Annotated in this window: 10 protein-coding genes; 2 read left to right on the top strand and 8 right to left on the bottom strand. The window is 64.4% G+C overall.

The genetic code is table 11. The features are described 5' to 3' along the window. Positions 1-308: 308 nt before the first annotated feature. Together EWV37_RS13685 and nirB are read right to left on the bottom strand one after the other, a co-directional pair. On the bottom strand, positions 309-686 hold the full coding sequence (locus tag EWV37_RS13685) for a hypothetical protein (protein WP_095796790.1): 378 nt from the start codon (positions 684-686) through the stop codon (positions 309-311). Positions 687-778: 92 nt separating this feature from the next. After that, positions 779-3,445 (bottom strand): nitrite reductase large subunit NirB, encoded by a 2,667-nt coding sequence (gene nirB / locus EWV37_RS13680; RefSeq protein ID WP_129702259.1) that lies wholly within the window; start codon positions 3,443-3,445, stop codon positions 779-781. Positions 3,446-3,678: 233 nt separating this feature from the next. Between nirB and nirD the strand changes: the two genes are divergently transcribed. Continuing rightward, positions 3,679-4,011, top strand: coding sequence for a nitrite reductase small subunit NirD (gene nirD / locus EWV37_RS13675; RefSeq protein WP_095796788.1), 333 nt, complete (start codon positions 3,679-3,681; stop codon positions 4,009-4,011). Between the two features lie 137 nt (positions 4,012-4,148). Here nirD and EWV37_RS13670 read toward each other — a convergent pair whose 3' ends face one another. Beyond that, on the bottom strand, positions 4,149-4,967 hold the full coding sequence (locus tag EWV37_RS13670; RefSeq protein WP_129702257.1) for a purine-nucleoside phosphorylase: 819 nt from the start codon (positions 4,965-4,967) through the stop codon (positions 4,149-4,151). Between the two features lie 746 nt (positions 4,968-5,713). Between EWV37_RS13670 and EWV37_RS13665 the strand changes: the two genes are divergently transcribed. Beyond that, positions 5,714-7,147 carry an NAD(P)H-quinone dehydrogenase gene (locus EWV37_RS13665; RefSeq protein WP_095796785.1) on the top strand — a complete coding sequence of 478 codons (1,434 nt, stop codon included), beginning with the start codon at positions 5,714-5,716 and terminating at the stop codon, positions 7,145-7,147. 92 nt (positions 7,148-7,239) lie between these two features. On the opposite strand, the gene EWV37_RS13660 is transcribed toward EWV37_RS13665, so the two are convergent. The 5 genes from EWV37_RS13660 to exaC form a co-directional block, all read right to left on the bottom strand. Further along, positions 7,240-8,658 carry an MFS transporter gene (locus EWV37_RS13660; RefSeq protein WP_095796784.1) on the bottom strand — a complete coding sequence of 473 codons (1,419 nt, stop codon included), beginning with the start codon at positions 8,656-8,658 and terminating at the stop codon, positions 7,240-7,242. A 213-nt stretch (positions 8,659-8,871) separates the two neighbouring features. Further along, positions 8,872-10,650: an acetyl/propionyl/methylcrotonyl-CoA carboxylase subunit alpha gene (locus tag EWV37_RS13655; RefSeq protein WP_129702301.1), complete on the bottom strand. Its 1,779-nt coding sequence runs from the start codon at positions 10,648-10,650 to the stop codon at positions 8,872-8,874. 142 nt (positions 10,651-10,792) lie between these two features. After that, positions 10,793-11,431 carry a Maf family protein gene (locus tag EWV37_RS13650; protein WP_095796783.1) on the bottom strand — a complete coding sequence of 213 codons (639 nt, stop codon included), beginning with the start codon at positions 11,429-11,431 and terminating at the stop codon, positions 10,793-10,795. Between the two features lie 449 nt (positions 11,432-11,880). Further along, positions 11,881-12,351 carry a DUF779 domain-containing protein gene (locus tag EWV37_RS13645; protein ID WP_129702255.1) on the bottom strand — a complete coding sequence of 157 codons (471 nt, stop codon included), beginning with the start codon at positions 12,349-12,351 and terminating at the stop codon, positions 11,881-11,883. A 27-nt stretch (positions 12,352-12,378) separates the two neighbouring features. Further along, positions 12,379-13,902, bottom strand: a complete 1,524-nt coding sequence (gene exaC / locus EWV37_RS13640; protein WP_129702253.1) for an acetaldehyde dehydrogenase ExaC — start codon at positions 13,900-13,902, stop codon at positions 12,379-12,381. Positions 13,903-14,051: the final 149 nt, after the last annotated feature.

Raw genomic sequence — 14,051 nt, 5'->3', positions numbered from 1 at the left:
GAGCCGAGCCGTACCGAGGAATGGACAGAGCGGTCTCGAGGACTGGACCGAGGACCGAGCCGAGCGGCGTCGTCGGACCGTGGCATTCTGTGCGCCGCGGGAGCCTGGCCAGACGTTTCCTGCACCGGTAGAGCCCCTGTGGGGTCCCGCGAAGGTCCTCACGCCCCTCGAGGTGATCCTTTCGGCTCTAGCGGCCCCTTAGCCGCGCCGTCGTCGGCCTGGCGTCCACTCCACAGGCCCGCACCCGCGATCACAACGAAAGAACCCCGCCACCGGAACTTCGGTGACGGGGTTCTTTGCGGTGAAACTTAGTGGTTGACCTGGGCCCCATTGGGCACGTTGGGGCGCTGGGCCATTTCGTGCGGGCCGGCGGGCAGGTCCAGCGTGAGCTCGGTGCCACCGGTGGAGTGTTTGGCCGTTGCACCGGAGGTGATGGTGGTGGGCACGAACAACGCGAGACCGTATGCGAGGATGCCCAGCAGGAAGATCCACCAGCTGTTGGGGTAGCTGGCGAACATCCAGAGGCTGGCCACAATGGTGATCATGCCGCCGAGAAGCAGGATCAAGCTCTTGATCGTCTCGCCCTCACCCGAGAAAGTGCGGGGCTTGATGGCGTGGCTTCCGCGTTCGGCCGAGCGACGAGTAGTCTCCTGCTCGTTGACGGAGGCTTCATCTCTTCTGACCATGAGTGCACCCTTTCAGACTGCAACCGCGAGGGGTAAATAAATTCTTTGTCCAGTCTAGACGGTTGACCGCCCCGTTGCTGACATTCCGCCAGTTACGGGGTGGGTGCGCCCACCGGAATTTTTGCCCCGGTGACCAAGACCGGCCCTTCACCGGATTCGGACGCCGCAATTTCCTGCGCGGTGGCCGGACGAATCTGGTCGCGCTCCAGAACATACATGCGTGCACCGTTGTCCTGGGTCTCGGGTTCGTTGACGAACGGGCGGAATCGTCGCAAGCGATCCGGGTCCTTGAGGGTCTCGGCCCACTCATCCCGGTACTCCTTGACGTGGGTTTCCATGGCACGGTCCAAATCTGCGCAGATCCCCAGGGAATCGTCCATGATCACGGAGCGCAGGTGGTCCATGCCGTCACCGTTGTATCGCTCGTCCAGGTCTTCCATCCAGCGGGCGGTGCGCTGCAGCTTGTCCGCAGTCCGGATGTAGTACAACAGGAAACGGTCGATGTAGGTGATCAGGGTTGTCTCGTCCAGACCCTGCGCGAACAGCCGACCGTGCACCGGGTTGGCGCCGCCGTTGCCGGCCAAGAACAGGTTCCACCCGTCGGTGGTGGCCACCACACCAACGTCCTTGGCCTGTGCCTCCGCGCACTCGCGAGCGCAACCGGAGACACCGAATTTGAACTTGTGGGGTGAGCGCAGCCCCTTGTACCGGTTCTCCAGGTCGATGCCCATGGCCACCGAATCCTGCACACCGAACCGGCACCACGTGCTGCCAATGCAGGACTTCACGTTGCGCAGTGCCTTGCCGTACGCGGAACCGGACTCGAAGCCGGCGTCCACCAGCTGCTTCCAGATCAGGGGGAGCTGTTCCAAGCGGGCACCGAACAGCCCGATGCGCTGGGCCGCAGTGAGCTTGGTGTAGAGGTTGAACTCCTGGCCCACGCGGGCGATGACCGCCAGCTTTTCCGGTGTGATTTCGCCACCGGGGATTCGGGGGACCACCGAGTACGTACCGTCCTTCTGCATATTGGCCAGCGCCCGGTCGTTGGTGTCCTGCAGGGTGCCGCGGCCGGAATCCAGGGCGTAGTCGTGGCGGATCGAGTGCAGGATGGACGCCACGGTGGGCTTGCACACTGCACAGCCGTCTTCGCCCGTGCCGAAGCGCTCGAGTACGGCGGGAAAGTCGGCCAGGCCGGTGACCAGCACGGCCTCGAAGAGTTCTGCGCGGGACATCTCGAAGTGCTCGCACAGCGACTTGGACACGGTGAGGCCCAGCTTGCCGAGTTCCTGGCCCAGCGTCTTCTGCAGCATGGGTACGCACGAACCGCACTGGGTGCCGGCGTTGGTGCAGCCCTTGAGCGCGGGAACGTCGTGGTTACCATCGCGCACGGCCTCGCGCACGGTGCCGAACGAGACGGCATTGCAGGAACACAGGATGGCGTCGTCGGGCAGTTCGGTGTCCGGTGCCTCGGAACCGGCGGCGGAAAGGTAAGCGCCGGGTTCACCCGGAAGCGCGCGGCCCAGGAGGGGGCGCAGGGAATCGTAGGGAGCGGCGTCGCCAACGAACACGCCGCCCAACAGGACCGAGGCATCCGAGGACGTCACGATCTTCTGGTACAGGCCTCGCGCGGGATCCGCGTAGACGATTTCCAGGCAGCCCTCAGTGGTGCCACCGGTATCACCGAAGCTCGCGACGTCGATCCCCGAGAACTTGAGTTTGGTCGCGGTGTCGAAGGACTCGACCACCTTGGAGCCGCCGGTGAGCTGTTCGGCGACCACGTCCGCCATGGTGTTGGCCGGTGCCACCAGACCCCACGTGCGGCCCAGGATCGAGGCGACCTCGCCGATGGCCCACACGTGCGGCACGGAGGTGGCGCAGCGCTCGTCGACCACCACGCCGCCGCGGTCGGCCAGGTGGAATCCCGCGCGGCGGGCCAGACCCTCGCGGGGACGAATACCCACGGCGAGGATCACGAGGTCCGCCGGGATGTCATCGCCGTCCTTGACGGAGACCGACACGACCTCGCCCCCGTCCGTGTTGACGCCGGAAATGAAGGTGGAGCAGTGGACGTCGATGCCCACTTGGCCGATCAGTGCGTTGACCGCCTGCCCGCCGCCCTGGTCCATTTCGGTGCTGAGCAGCCATTCGGCCACGTCCAGAATGGTGGCTTCCGCGCCCAGTTCCTTGAGGCCGGCCGCTGCTTCCAGGCCCAGCAGACCGCCGCCCACCACGACGCCGCGCGGGGCACGTCCCAGCTTCTCCTGCAGTCGGTCGATGTCCGCCACGATGCCCTTGACGTCATCCACGGTGCGGAACTTGTGGGTCTTCTGACCGCCAGGAATGTTCAGTGACGCCGCATTGGAACCGGTTGCCAGGATCAACTCGTCATACGGGTAGCGCTGACCGCTCACCGAAATGATGCACTGCTCATCCAGATCGATGTCCGCCGCACGTTCACCCACGTGCAGCTCCACGCCCGGGTGCTCCCAGATCTCGCCATTGGCCAGAGTCAGGTCCGTGGAAGTGTCGCCGAAGAGCTTCTCCAGACCCACGCGGTCGTACGGCACGTACTTTTCCTCCGAGAGCACGGTGACCGTGTCATCACCCAGGCCGCGGGACACTAGGCTCGTCACGAAACGGTGCGCTGCCGGTCCACCGCCGACCACCACGATCCTGCGCGCATCGGGGGCGGTTGCCGTCGGTTCGGGAGCGTTGCCGGTGCTGGTTTCGACGGTGACGGGCGGGGTGGTCTGACCCATGCTGACGACCTCTCGGTGTAGGAGTCCCCGGGATCGGTGACGTTGGCCGGTAACCCCGGGGTCGTACAGTGTTTGCGCAGGTGCCGAATATGTTGCTCGGCAAATGCTGCTTTAATTGAAACACGGTTGACCGTCGCACGCAGGCGATGTTGCAGTGAGCATCTTGTCGATTGCGTCACGGTCAGCCGGGTCCACGAACGAACCCCGCACCCAGCACGGAAGGTACAGAAACCATGGCCACTGCCACTTGGCACCGCGTGTGCTCACTGTCGGATTTGGAGCAGGACTGGGCCGAGGCCGCCCTGATCGATGGTCAGCAGATCGCGCTGGTGCGCACCGTGCGCGACGAGGTGTTCGCTTTCGCCCATGAGGACCCCAACTCCGGCGCCCTGGTCATGGCCCGCGGCATCGTGGGCCGCACCGGCGAGCACGATTCCATCACCTCGCCGCTCTACAAGGAAACCTACGATTTGCGCACCGGCGAGTGCCTCACGGGCCAGGACTTCACCCTCCCGGTGTACCCGGTCCAGATCGCCGACGACGGCGCCGTGAACATTCAGGTCTGACGCGCGCCTCTTCTACGCACGCCGCCCGCGCGACCTCCTTCTGGGGAGGCTGCGCGGGCGGTTTACTAGTACGACGACGCTCGAGGTGACCTTGGCCGCGTGGCCGGGGGAGCGACGTCGTCCAAGAGCGTGAAGCCCTAGAGCTTGGCCACGATGTCCGCGAGCAGGCGGGAGATGCGAGGACCGGCGGCGGCGCCGGCCTCGATAACTTCTTCGTGGGAGAGCGCGGTCTCACTGATACCGGCGGCGAGGTTGGTCACCAGCGACATGCCGAAGACCTCCATGCCGGCGTGACGCGCGGCGATGGCTTCGAGGGCCGTGGACATGCCCACCAGATCGGCACCGAGGACCTTGGCCATTTGCACCTCGGCCGGAGTCTCGTAGTGCGGGCCGGGGAACTGGGCGTAGACGCCCTCGTCCAGACTCGGATCGACCTCATGCGCGATCTCGCGGAGGCGAGACGAGTAGAGGTCGGTGAGGTCCACGAACGTTGCACCCTCGAGCGGGGACGTGGCCGTGAGGTTGATATGGTCGCTGATCAGCACCGGGGTGCCGGGCTGCCACGCGGGGTTCAGACCGCCGCAACCGTTGGTCAGGATCATGATTTCGGCACCTGCGGCGGCTGCGGTGCGCACACCGTGGGCGACGGCGCGCACGCCCTTGCCTTCGTAGTAGTGGGTTCGCGCACCAATCACCAGGGCGTAGTGACCGTTGGCGAGCTTGATCGAGCGCAGGGTACCCACGTGGCCTTCCAGCGCGGGGCGTGAGAATCCGGGGATCTCGGTTGCCGGGATTTCGTGCTCGGTCTCACCGATGAGCTCGGCGGCCTCACCCCACCCGGAACCCAGGGTCAGGGCGATGCGGTGGTTCTCCACGCCGGTGCGCTCACGGATGGCGTCAGCGGCACGGCGGGCAATGTCAAAGGGATCGGCGGTAGCCGTTGCATTCTCAGTCACGCGCCCCACTCTAGAACAGGGGCGGGCAAGAGTGCGCGTGCACCCCGGAGCCGGACCGCCCCGCGTGCGCCCAGTGCGCCGGGAACATGTGGGGCAGAGATCCGCGGGGAACGTGGCGGTGGTGAACATCTCCGGCAGAGGTCCGCGGGTTCGAGGTGCCCGTGAACATTTACGGCAGAGATTAGCGGGCAGTGTGGCGGTATCGAACATCTGGGGTAGAGATGCGCGAGTTCGAGGTGTCCGTGAACATCTGAGGCAGAGATCGGCGAGTCAGGAAGGACCGCGAACATCTGGGGTCGAGATGTGCTGCTCATACCCTCGTTTTCTTACGGACCTCTGCCTGAAATGTTCATGGTGCGGATCTCTGCCTCAGATCTCGGGTGGCGGAGAGCCGCGGGGTCCAAGGGGTGCGTGGGTGTAAGGAGCTGGAAAGGTGCGGAGTGCACGGGTGTAGGGAGCCCGCGGGGTACAGGGTCGTGCGGCGCGAGAACCCGGGGTACGGGGTCGCGTGGCGCAAGAACCGCGGGGTACGGGGTCGCGTGGCGCGAGAACCCGGGGTACAGGGTCGTGTGGCGCGAGAACCCGGGGTACAGGGTCGCGCGGTGCAAGAGTCGCGCGGTACGGGGGAGCGGCAGCGCGTGGGCAGGCACGGGTAGCCACGGTGACGTGCTTGAAACGACACCGCACCGAACCTTCACGGAACCGAGGTCCCGGTCACGGTTACTCCCCGTTCAATTACTGCAACAATGGGGGACGTGAGTGTGCAGACTGAATTTGCGAATCCGAAACTCGTAGTCATTGGTGGCGGCCCCGGCGGTTATGAAGCGGCCCTGGTTGCTTCGTCCCTGGGTGCAGAGGTCACCGTGATCGAACAACAGGGCATGGGTGGCTCAGCGGTGCTGACCGACGTGGTCCCGTCCAAAACCCTGATTGCTTCCGCGGACACCATGAATCGCTTTGCGGAGGCCAAGGATCTGGGCGTCCACATCGTGGGTGGCTCTGGGGACGGTGATGAGATCAATCAACTGTCGGTGGATCTGGAAAAGGTCAATACCCGCCTGTTGCGCCTGGCGGCGACGCAGTCCCGTGACATCAAGCGCGGCCTGGAACGCCAGGGTGTGCACCTGGTCAAGGGCCACGGTCGGTTGACCAGCTCGAACACCGTGCACGTGGAGACCGATGAAGGGCTCGAATACGACCTGGAAGCCCAGTTCGTGCTGCTGGCCGTGGGTGCTTACCCTCGCGAGTTGGACACCGCCAAGCCTGATGGTGAGCGGATCTTCAATTGGAAACAGGTCTACCAGATGCGGGAGATCCCGGAGAAGCTCATTGTGGTGGGTTCCGGTGTCACCGGCGCGGAGTTCGCGTCCGCCTACAACGGGCTGGGCTCGGACGTCACCCTGATTTCCTCCCGCGACCAGGTCCTGCCGGGTGAGGACTCGGACGCGGCGGCGGTTCTGGAGAACGTGTTCGAGCGCCGCGGTTTGACCGTGCTGTCCCGCTCGCGCGCGGATTCCGTGGAAAACACCGGCGACGGCGTTCTGGTCACCCTCGCCGACGGCCGCAAGGTCCAGGGTTCCCACTGCCTGCTGGCCGTGGGCTCCATCCCGCACACCACAGATCTTGGCCTCGAAGAGGTTGGCGTGGTCACGAACAAATCCGGTCACATCGTGGTGGACGCGGTCTCCCGGACCACCGTGCCCGGTATTTATGCCGCTGGCGACTGCACCGGTGTGCTGCCGCTGGCATCCGTGGCCGCGATGCAGGGCCGCATTGCCGTGGCCCACCAGCTGGGGGACGCCGTTCGTCCGCTACGCACCGACCAGGTTGCATCCAACATTTTCACCTCCCCGGAGATTGCATCCGTGGGCGTGGGTCAGAAGGACGCCAAGTCCGATCCGTCCGTGATCGAATACGCCGCGCTTCAGCTGAGCACCAACCCGCGCGCCAAGATGATGGCCGTGGACGACGGTTTCGTGAAGATTTTCGCCCGCCGCGGCACCGGCACCGTGATGGGTGGCGTAGTCGTGGGTCCGCGAGCGTCCGAGCTGATCTACCCGATCGCCCTGGCCGTCACGCACAACCTTAGTGTGGACGATCTCGCGGATACCTTTGCCGTGTACCCGTCGCTGTCCGGCTCCATTTCGGAGGCCGCTCGCCGGTTGCACGTGCACCACTGATTCACAAACTGACGACGCCGCCCCGGCGACCTTTCACACGAAAGGTCACCGGGGCGGCGTCGTACGTCATGGACGATGGAGCGGAAGGTGCGTTACTTCACGACCTTGCGACCCACGGTGTACATGTCCACGTTCTTGGTCTCAGGGGAGAACCAGAGGGCGATCAGGGTGACGACCGCGGCGAAGGACAAGTACATGCCCACCGAGCCCACGCCGAAGTTCGCGTTCAGGATCACCGCGATGTACGGGGTGATGGCTGCGCCCAGGATGGAAGCCACGTTGTACGCGATACCGGAGCCGGTGTAGCGCACGTTGGTGGGGAACAGCTCGGGCAGGATGGCGGACATCGAGCCGAAGGTCAGGCCCATCAGTGTCATGCCGACCGCGAGGAAGAACAGCACGCGGCCCATCGAGACGTTCTCACCGGTGCCCACGAGCGAGGGGTCCATGATCAGGCCGAAGCACAGACCGAACACCACGATCGCGGAGGTGATGACGAGCTGCGAGGAACGGCGGCCGTACTTGTCCGCGAGCCAACCGGAGATCGGTACGGTGATGGCGAACAACAGCACCGCCAACAGCTGGATGATCAGGAAGTCGCGGTACTCGATACCCAAGCCGCCGGCGTCCGGGGAGCCGATGCCGAAGGACAGCACCCACGCGGTCATCAGGTAGAACAGCACATAGGTGGCCAGCATGATGAAGGTGCCCTGGATGATCTGGACCCACGAGGTCTTGAACACCTCGGTCACGGGTGCCTTGACCTTCTCACCCTGCTGTTCGGCCTTCTTGAAGACCGGGGTCTCCTCGAGCTTGATGCGGACCCACAGACCCAGCAGCACCATCACCACGGAAGCGATGAACGGAATACGCCAGCCCCACACGAGGAACGGGTGGTCGCCCACGGCGTGATGCTCGGCGGTTCCGAACTGCATCACGATGGTCAGGATCAGGAAGAAACCGTTGGCCAGGATGAAACCGAACGGTGCACCCAGCTGGGGCCACATGGCCGCGCGGGCGCGCTTGCCCTCTTCCGCGTACTCGGTGGCCAGCAGGGATGCGCCGGACCATTCGCCGCCCAGACCCAGGCCCTGGCAGAAGCGCAGGATGGTCAGGATCAGGGGAGCCCAGATACCAATGGAGTAGTAGGTGGGCAGCAGACCAATTAAGAACGTCGCGATACCCATGGTCAGCAACGCGCCGATCAGGGTGGCCTTACGGCCGATCCGGTCGCCGTAGTGACCGAAGATCACGGAACCGATGGGACGGCCGAAGAACGCGGCAGCGAACGTGGCCATGGACGCCAGAAGCTTGGTGGTCTCGTCCTCACCGGTGAAGAACAGGGCGGGAAACACGGCCACGGCGGCGGTCGCGTAGACGTAGAAGTCGTAGAACTCGATGGTGGTGCCGGCCAGGGACGCGACGATCACGCGCGAACGTGGAACGCGCTCCGCGAGTGACTTATCCGATTCGGGCCCGTGGGAACCCGGTTCAGTCACGGTTGTAGACATGGTGAATCCTCAGATGGGAAGGGGTTTGAATATGTACACGCTAGACCCGTTGTTCCACACTGTGAATTCGAGTGTCCAAAATATGAGATTGGCATTGACACTGGCTGGCTGGCTTCGTCGCCACTCACGCAGGGAGGTTCCTCTCAGTCAGAACGGCGGCCCCCTGTAAAGGGAGCCGCCGTTCTCACTGACTGGTGCTGATCAGCTGAAGCGTCAGTCGGCGATGTTCGCCAGAACCGTGCCGGCCGAAACCGTATCGCCCTGGGAAACCGTCAAGTCCTTGATCACGCCGGACTTGTGCGCGGTCAGGGGCTGTTCCATCTTCATGGCCTCGAGCACCACGATCAAGTCACCCTCGGAGACCGTGTCACCGTTGTCCACAGCGATCTTCACGATGGTGCCCTGCATGGGCGAGGTCAGTGAATCTCCCGAGGCACCGCGAGCCGCTGCGGAGCCGCCGCGGTTGGCGCGGGCCTTGCGCTTGGGCGGGGGACCGCCATTGCCACCGACGCGTGCTGTGCCGGGCAACTGAGGCAGGGTGACTTCCAGGCGCTTGCCGCCCACCTCGACCACCACGGACTGACGCTCGGGTTCCTCGGAGGAGGGTTCGAACGGTGCTTCGAAGGGCTCGATCTCGTTGTTGAATTCCGTCTCGATCCAGCGGGTGTGCACCGAGAAGGGGGCGCCGCTCTCGGGTGCGAAGGCGGCGTCGGAAACCACCGCGCGGTGGAACGGGACCACCGTGGGCATGCCCTCGATCAACAGCTCGTCCAGGGCGCGGCGCGAGCGCTGCAGTGCCTGCTCGCGGGTGGCGCCGGTGACGATCAGCTTGGCGAGCATCGAGTCGAAGCTGCCGCCGATGGTCTCGCCGGCCTCAACGCCGGTGTCCACGCGTACGCCGGGGCCGGTGGGCAGGGTGAACTTGGCCAGAGTTCCCGGCGCGGGCATGAAGTTGCGGCCGGCATCCTCGCCGTTGATGCGGAACTCGAAGCTGTGGCCTCGCACCTGCGGGTCGTCATAGCCGAGCTCTTCACCGCGGGCGATGCGGAACTGCTCGCGGACCAGATCCAGACCGGTGACCTCTTCGGAGACCGGGTGCTCGACCTGCAAGCGCGTGTTGACCTCGAGGAAGGAAATGGTGCCGTCCTGGCCGACCAGGAACTCGCAGGTTCCGGCGCCCTGGTACTGGGCTTCCTTGAGGATGGCTTTGGAAGCCTCGTACAGACGTGCGTTCTGTTCCTCCGAGAGGAACGGCGCAGGCGCTTCTTCCACCAGCTTCTGGTTGCGGCGCTGCAGTGAGCAGTCGCGAGTCGAGACGACCACTACATTGCCGTGGCCGTCAGCGAGGCACTGGGTTTCCACGTGGCGCGGGGCGTCCAGGAAGCGCTCGACGAAGCACTCGCCGCGGCCGAAGGCCGCGGTGGCCTCACGCACGGCGGAGTCGAAGAGTTCGGGGATGGCATCGCGTTCGCGGACCACCTTGATACCGCGGCCACCGCCACCGAAGGCAGCCTTGATAGCGATCGGCAGGCCGTGCTCATCGGCGAAGGCCAGCACCTCGTCCGCGGAGGACACCGGATCGGCGGTACCCGGAACCTGGGGAGCGTTGACCTTCTCGGCGATGTGGCGGGCGGCCACCTTGTCACCCAGCTTGGAAATCGCCGCCGGGGGAGGGCCGATCCACGTCATCCCGGCGTTGATCACGGCCATCGCGAAGTCCGCGTTCTCGGAAAGGAAGCCGTAACCGGGGTGAACCGCGTCAGCACCGGCGCGAGCGGCGGCGTCGAGAATCTTGTCGATCACCAGGTAGGAATCCGCGGCGGTGGTGCCGCCCAGTGCGTAGGCCTCGTCCGCCATGCGAACGTGCATCGCGTCCCGGTCGGTGTCCGCGTAAACCGCCACGGAGGTGATGCCTTCGTCGCGTGCGGCGCGGATGACGCGCACCGCGATTTCACCGCGGTTGGCCACCAAGACCTTGGTGATGGGGCGCATGTCGGTGGAGGCCTGCTGCTCCGTGGAGGTGGTTGTCACGTGAATAGCTCCTTGTCGATACTCTCCAGAAGATTAGTGCCCCGTACTGGAGATCACCTAAGCGAACGCTCGGATGCGGGCTGAACTGTAGATCTTCTACAAATCATGACGTGGTGGGCTGTGGTGTTGGCCGCCACCAGTGACTCGGGCTGACGTGGCGGGCGGCCAAGAGGTCACGCAGCGTGGAGATGCTTAAACCAATCACCGCATTAGGGTCCCCGTCCACCCGCTCGATGAACACAGAGCCGCGGCCGTCCAGCGTGAACGAGCCGGCGACCTGCAGGGGTTCCCCGGTGGCCACGTAGTTCGTGATTTCTTCGCGGGACATTTCCGAGAAGTAGACGTCCGCAGAGCTGATGGCACCCTCTCCGTGGCTTTCACCGTTGCGGCGATCCACGAGCCAATGGCCGGTGTGCAGGGTGCCTTTCCGTCCGCTCATGGCGGTGATGCGCTCCACCGCCACATCCGCAGTGTAGGGCTTGCCGTAGCTCTCGCCGTCGAGTTCGAAGACCGAGTCGCACCCCAGAACCACACGGCCCTCGGCAATCTCCAGACTCGCCACGGCTTCCGCCTTGGCTCGCGCCAGCAGCAGTGCCGTGTCCGAGGGGCTCAATGGCCCGTGCTCGGCGAGTGCGGCGTCCTCGTCCACGTGCGAGACCACGGTCTCGTACGGAAGGTGTGCGCGCGTCAGCAGGGATGCGCGCGCAGGAGACTGCGAGGCCAGAATGAGAACAGGACGCATGGGTTTCAATATACGAGTCGAACGACGAAGACCCAAAGGCGGTGACGCATGCGGGAGCGCAGCCACCGCCCAGATCCGTCCGGAAATCCTTGTCAACTATTTTCTGTTGACATCATTGACACGTCACGGCTAATAGGTTACTTTTGAGTAACCCCAGCGATGACGGATTGAGTGCGCACTTGGCGTCCTCCCTCGGGGTCACCCGGCGGTGGTTGATGTTTCATTCCCGGGGAGGCGAAACAAGGCCTACACCGCCGGTTCACGGGGGATGTGGGAGCATGCGGAGAATACCGTGGCCAGTCGTGCAAGGCTGGCGCGATGTATCAGGGGACACAAAGTAATCCCCGCGTGCTCCCGCATGAACTTCTCATGAAGCGCGTGGATGACCCAGGGCCGGCGGGTGAAAGGTGGCCTCGCGGTTGTTGACCTACAGGGTGCGTGTTGCGTTCTTACGGGCCTGACTCGACCGGCGGCACGATGCAGAGTTCGCTGCGCGTGAGAAACCTTTTGCCCGTGGGCGCTTCCAGGGAAAACCCCCCGCCCCGACCCGGAATCGCATCGATGATCAAGCGCGTGTGACGCCACACCTCGAATTGTTCGGTCGAGATCCAGAACTCCAAAGGGCCCAGCTCCCCACCGGACGGAGACGGCAACTGGGCAACCCCCAGCAGCGCATCCGCAGCTCCCGTTCGGAATTCTCCGGCGGGAAAGCACATGGGGGATGAACCGTCGCAGCAGCCGCCCGATTGGTGGAACATGAGCGGTCCGTGTTGGTCCCATAGTTCCTGCAGCAAGGCCACGGCGGGCCCGGTGAAGCCCACCCGAGAGGTGGTGTCGCCGGGCACCACCGGGGCGGTCTCGAGCACCACGTGGTACTCAAGACCGCCCAGGTCTTGCGGTTCAAAAGGTTGTGCGCTCATGGCACCTCACTACCTTTCGCTCAGGGTTTAGAAGAAGCCCTGCGGGGTCTCGGTGTAGGACACGAGCAGGTTCTTGGTCTGCTGGTAGTGGTCCAACATCATCAGGTGGTTCTCGCGGCCGATGCCCGAGGACTTGTAACCACCGAACGCAGAGTGTGCCGGATAGCTGTGGTACTGGTTCACCCACACGCGACCCGCCTGAATGGCACGGCCCGCGCGGTAGGCGATGTTGCCGCTACGCGCCCACACGCCGGCGCCCAGTCCGTACAGCGTGTCATTGGCAACGCTGATCGCCTGGTCGTAGTCGCTGAACTTGGCCACCGACAGCACCGGTCCGAAGATTTCCTCCTGGAAGATGCGCATGTCGTTGGTGCCCTCGAACACGGTGGGCTGGACGTAGAAACCGCCGCCCAGATCGCCGTCGAGCTCGGCACGCTCGCCGCCGATCAGCACCTTGGCGCCCTCCTTCTTGCCGATGTCCAGGTAGGAGAGGATCTTCTCCAGCTGGTCGGTCGAAGCCTGCGCGCCGATCATGGTGTCCGTGTCCAGCGGATTGCCCGCCTTGATCCTGGACACGCGGTCGATGCCGTCCGCCAGGAACTGGCCGTAGATCGACTCCTGGATCAGCGCACGGGACGGGCACGTGCAGACCTCACCCTGATTGAGCGCGAAGAACGCAAAGCCCTCCAGGGCCTTGTCGTAGAACCCGTCCTTCGCAGCGGCAACGTCCTCGAAGAAGATGTTGGGGGACTTGCCGCCCAACTCCAGGGTCACCGGAATGATGTTCTCGGACGCGTACTGCATGATCAGGCGGCCCGTGGTGGTTTCACCGGTGAATGCGATCTTGCGGATGCGCTTATTGGAGGCCAGAGGCTTACCGCACTCCACGCCAAAGCCGTTGACGATGTTGACCACACCGTCCGGGATCAGATCCTTGATGAGGTCCATGAGCACCAGGATGGACGCCGGGGTCTGCTCGGCGGGCTTGAGCACCACGCAGTTGCCGGCCGCGAGTGCCGGGGCGAGCTTCCACACGGCCATCAGGATCGGGAAGTTCCAGGGAATGATCTGACCGACCACGCCCAGAGGCTCGTGGTAGTGGTACGCCACCGTGTCCACGTCCAGCTGGGAGAGGTGTCCCTCTTGCGCGCGGATAGCGCCCGCGAAATAGCGGAAGTGGTCGATCGCGAGCGGAATGTCCGCGTTGAGGCTCTCGCGCACCGGCTTGCCGTTGTCCCACGTCTCCGCGACGGCAATGGCTTCGAGGTTCTCCTCCATGCGGTCCGCGATTTTGTTCAGCATGAGCGCACGTTCGGCCGGTGACGTGGCATTCCACGACGGCGCTGCGGCCCAGGCGGCGTCCAGCGCGGCCTCGATGTCTTCGGCCGTGCCGCGACCCACCTCGGTGAACGGCTGACCCGTGATGGGCGTGATGTCTTCGAAATACTGACCCTTCACGGGCGCGACCCAATCGCCGCCGATGAAGTGCTCGTAGCGGGGCTTGAACGTGACCTTGGCGCCGTCTTTACCGGGTTGTTGGTAGACCGTCATGGTGTGAATCTCCTAGGTCATTGTGGTGATGTAGCTCACAGTCTAATGGTTCTGTTCGGACAGACAAGGAGCCGACGAGACTCAGCTAAAAGGTCCGGGAACGGGAGCGGGTGCCTCACGTAAGAATGTCCGCGTAGTTCCCTGGGGTG

The organism is Kocuria carniphila, assembly GCF_004136555.1.
Taxonomy (GTDB): Bacteria; Actinomycetota; Actinomycetes; order Actinomycetales; family Micrococcaceae; genus Kocuria; species Kocuria carniphila.
Note: the sequence above shows the minus strand (reverse complement) of the source record. Positions and strands in the feature narration are given on the sequence as shown.

What these genes read in the sequence shown, in the direction of transcription:
- EWV37_RS13645 (WP_129702255.1), bottom strand. Translation starts at nt 12,351, where the DNA reads ATGAGCGCACAACCTTTTGAACCGCAAGACCTGGGCGGTCTTGAGTAC.
- EWV37_RS13650 (WP_095796783.1), bottom strand. Translation starts at nt 11,431, where the DNA reads ATGCGTCCTGTTCTCATTCTGGCCTCGCAGTCTCCTGCGCGCGCATCC.
- EWV37_RS13685 (WP_095796790.1), bottom strand. Translation starts at nt 686, where the DNA reads ATGGTCAGAAGAGATGAAGCCTCCGTCAACGAGCAGGAGACTACTCGT.
- nirB (WP_129702259.1), bottom strand. Translation starts at nt 3,445, where the DNA reads ATGGGTCAGACCACCCCGCCCGTCACCGTCGAAACCAGCACCGGCAAC.
- EWV37_RS13655 (WP_129702301.1), bottom strand. Translation starts at nt 10,650, where the DNA reads ATGCGCCCCATCACCAAGGTCTTGGTGGCCAACCGCGGTGAAATCGCG.
- EWV37_RS13660 (WP_095796784.1), bottom strand. Translation starts at nt 8,658, where the DNA reads ATGTCTACAACCGTGACTGAACCGGGTTCCCACGGGCCCGAATCGGAT.
- nirD (WP_095796788.1), top strand. Translation starts at nt 3,679, where the DNA reads ATGGCCACTGCCACTTGGCACCGCGTGTGCTCACTGTCGGATTTGGAG.
- EWV37_RS13665 (WP_095796785.1), top strand. Translation starts at nt 5,714, where the DNA reads ATGGGGGACGTGAGTGTGCAGACTGAATTTGCGAATCCGAAACTCGTA.
- exaC (WP_129702253.1), bottom strand. Translation starts at nt 13,902, where the DNA reads ATGACGGTCTACCAACAACCCGGTAAAGACGGCGCCAAGGTCACGTTC.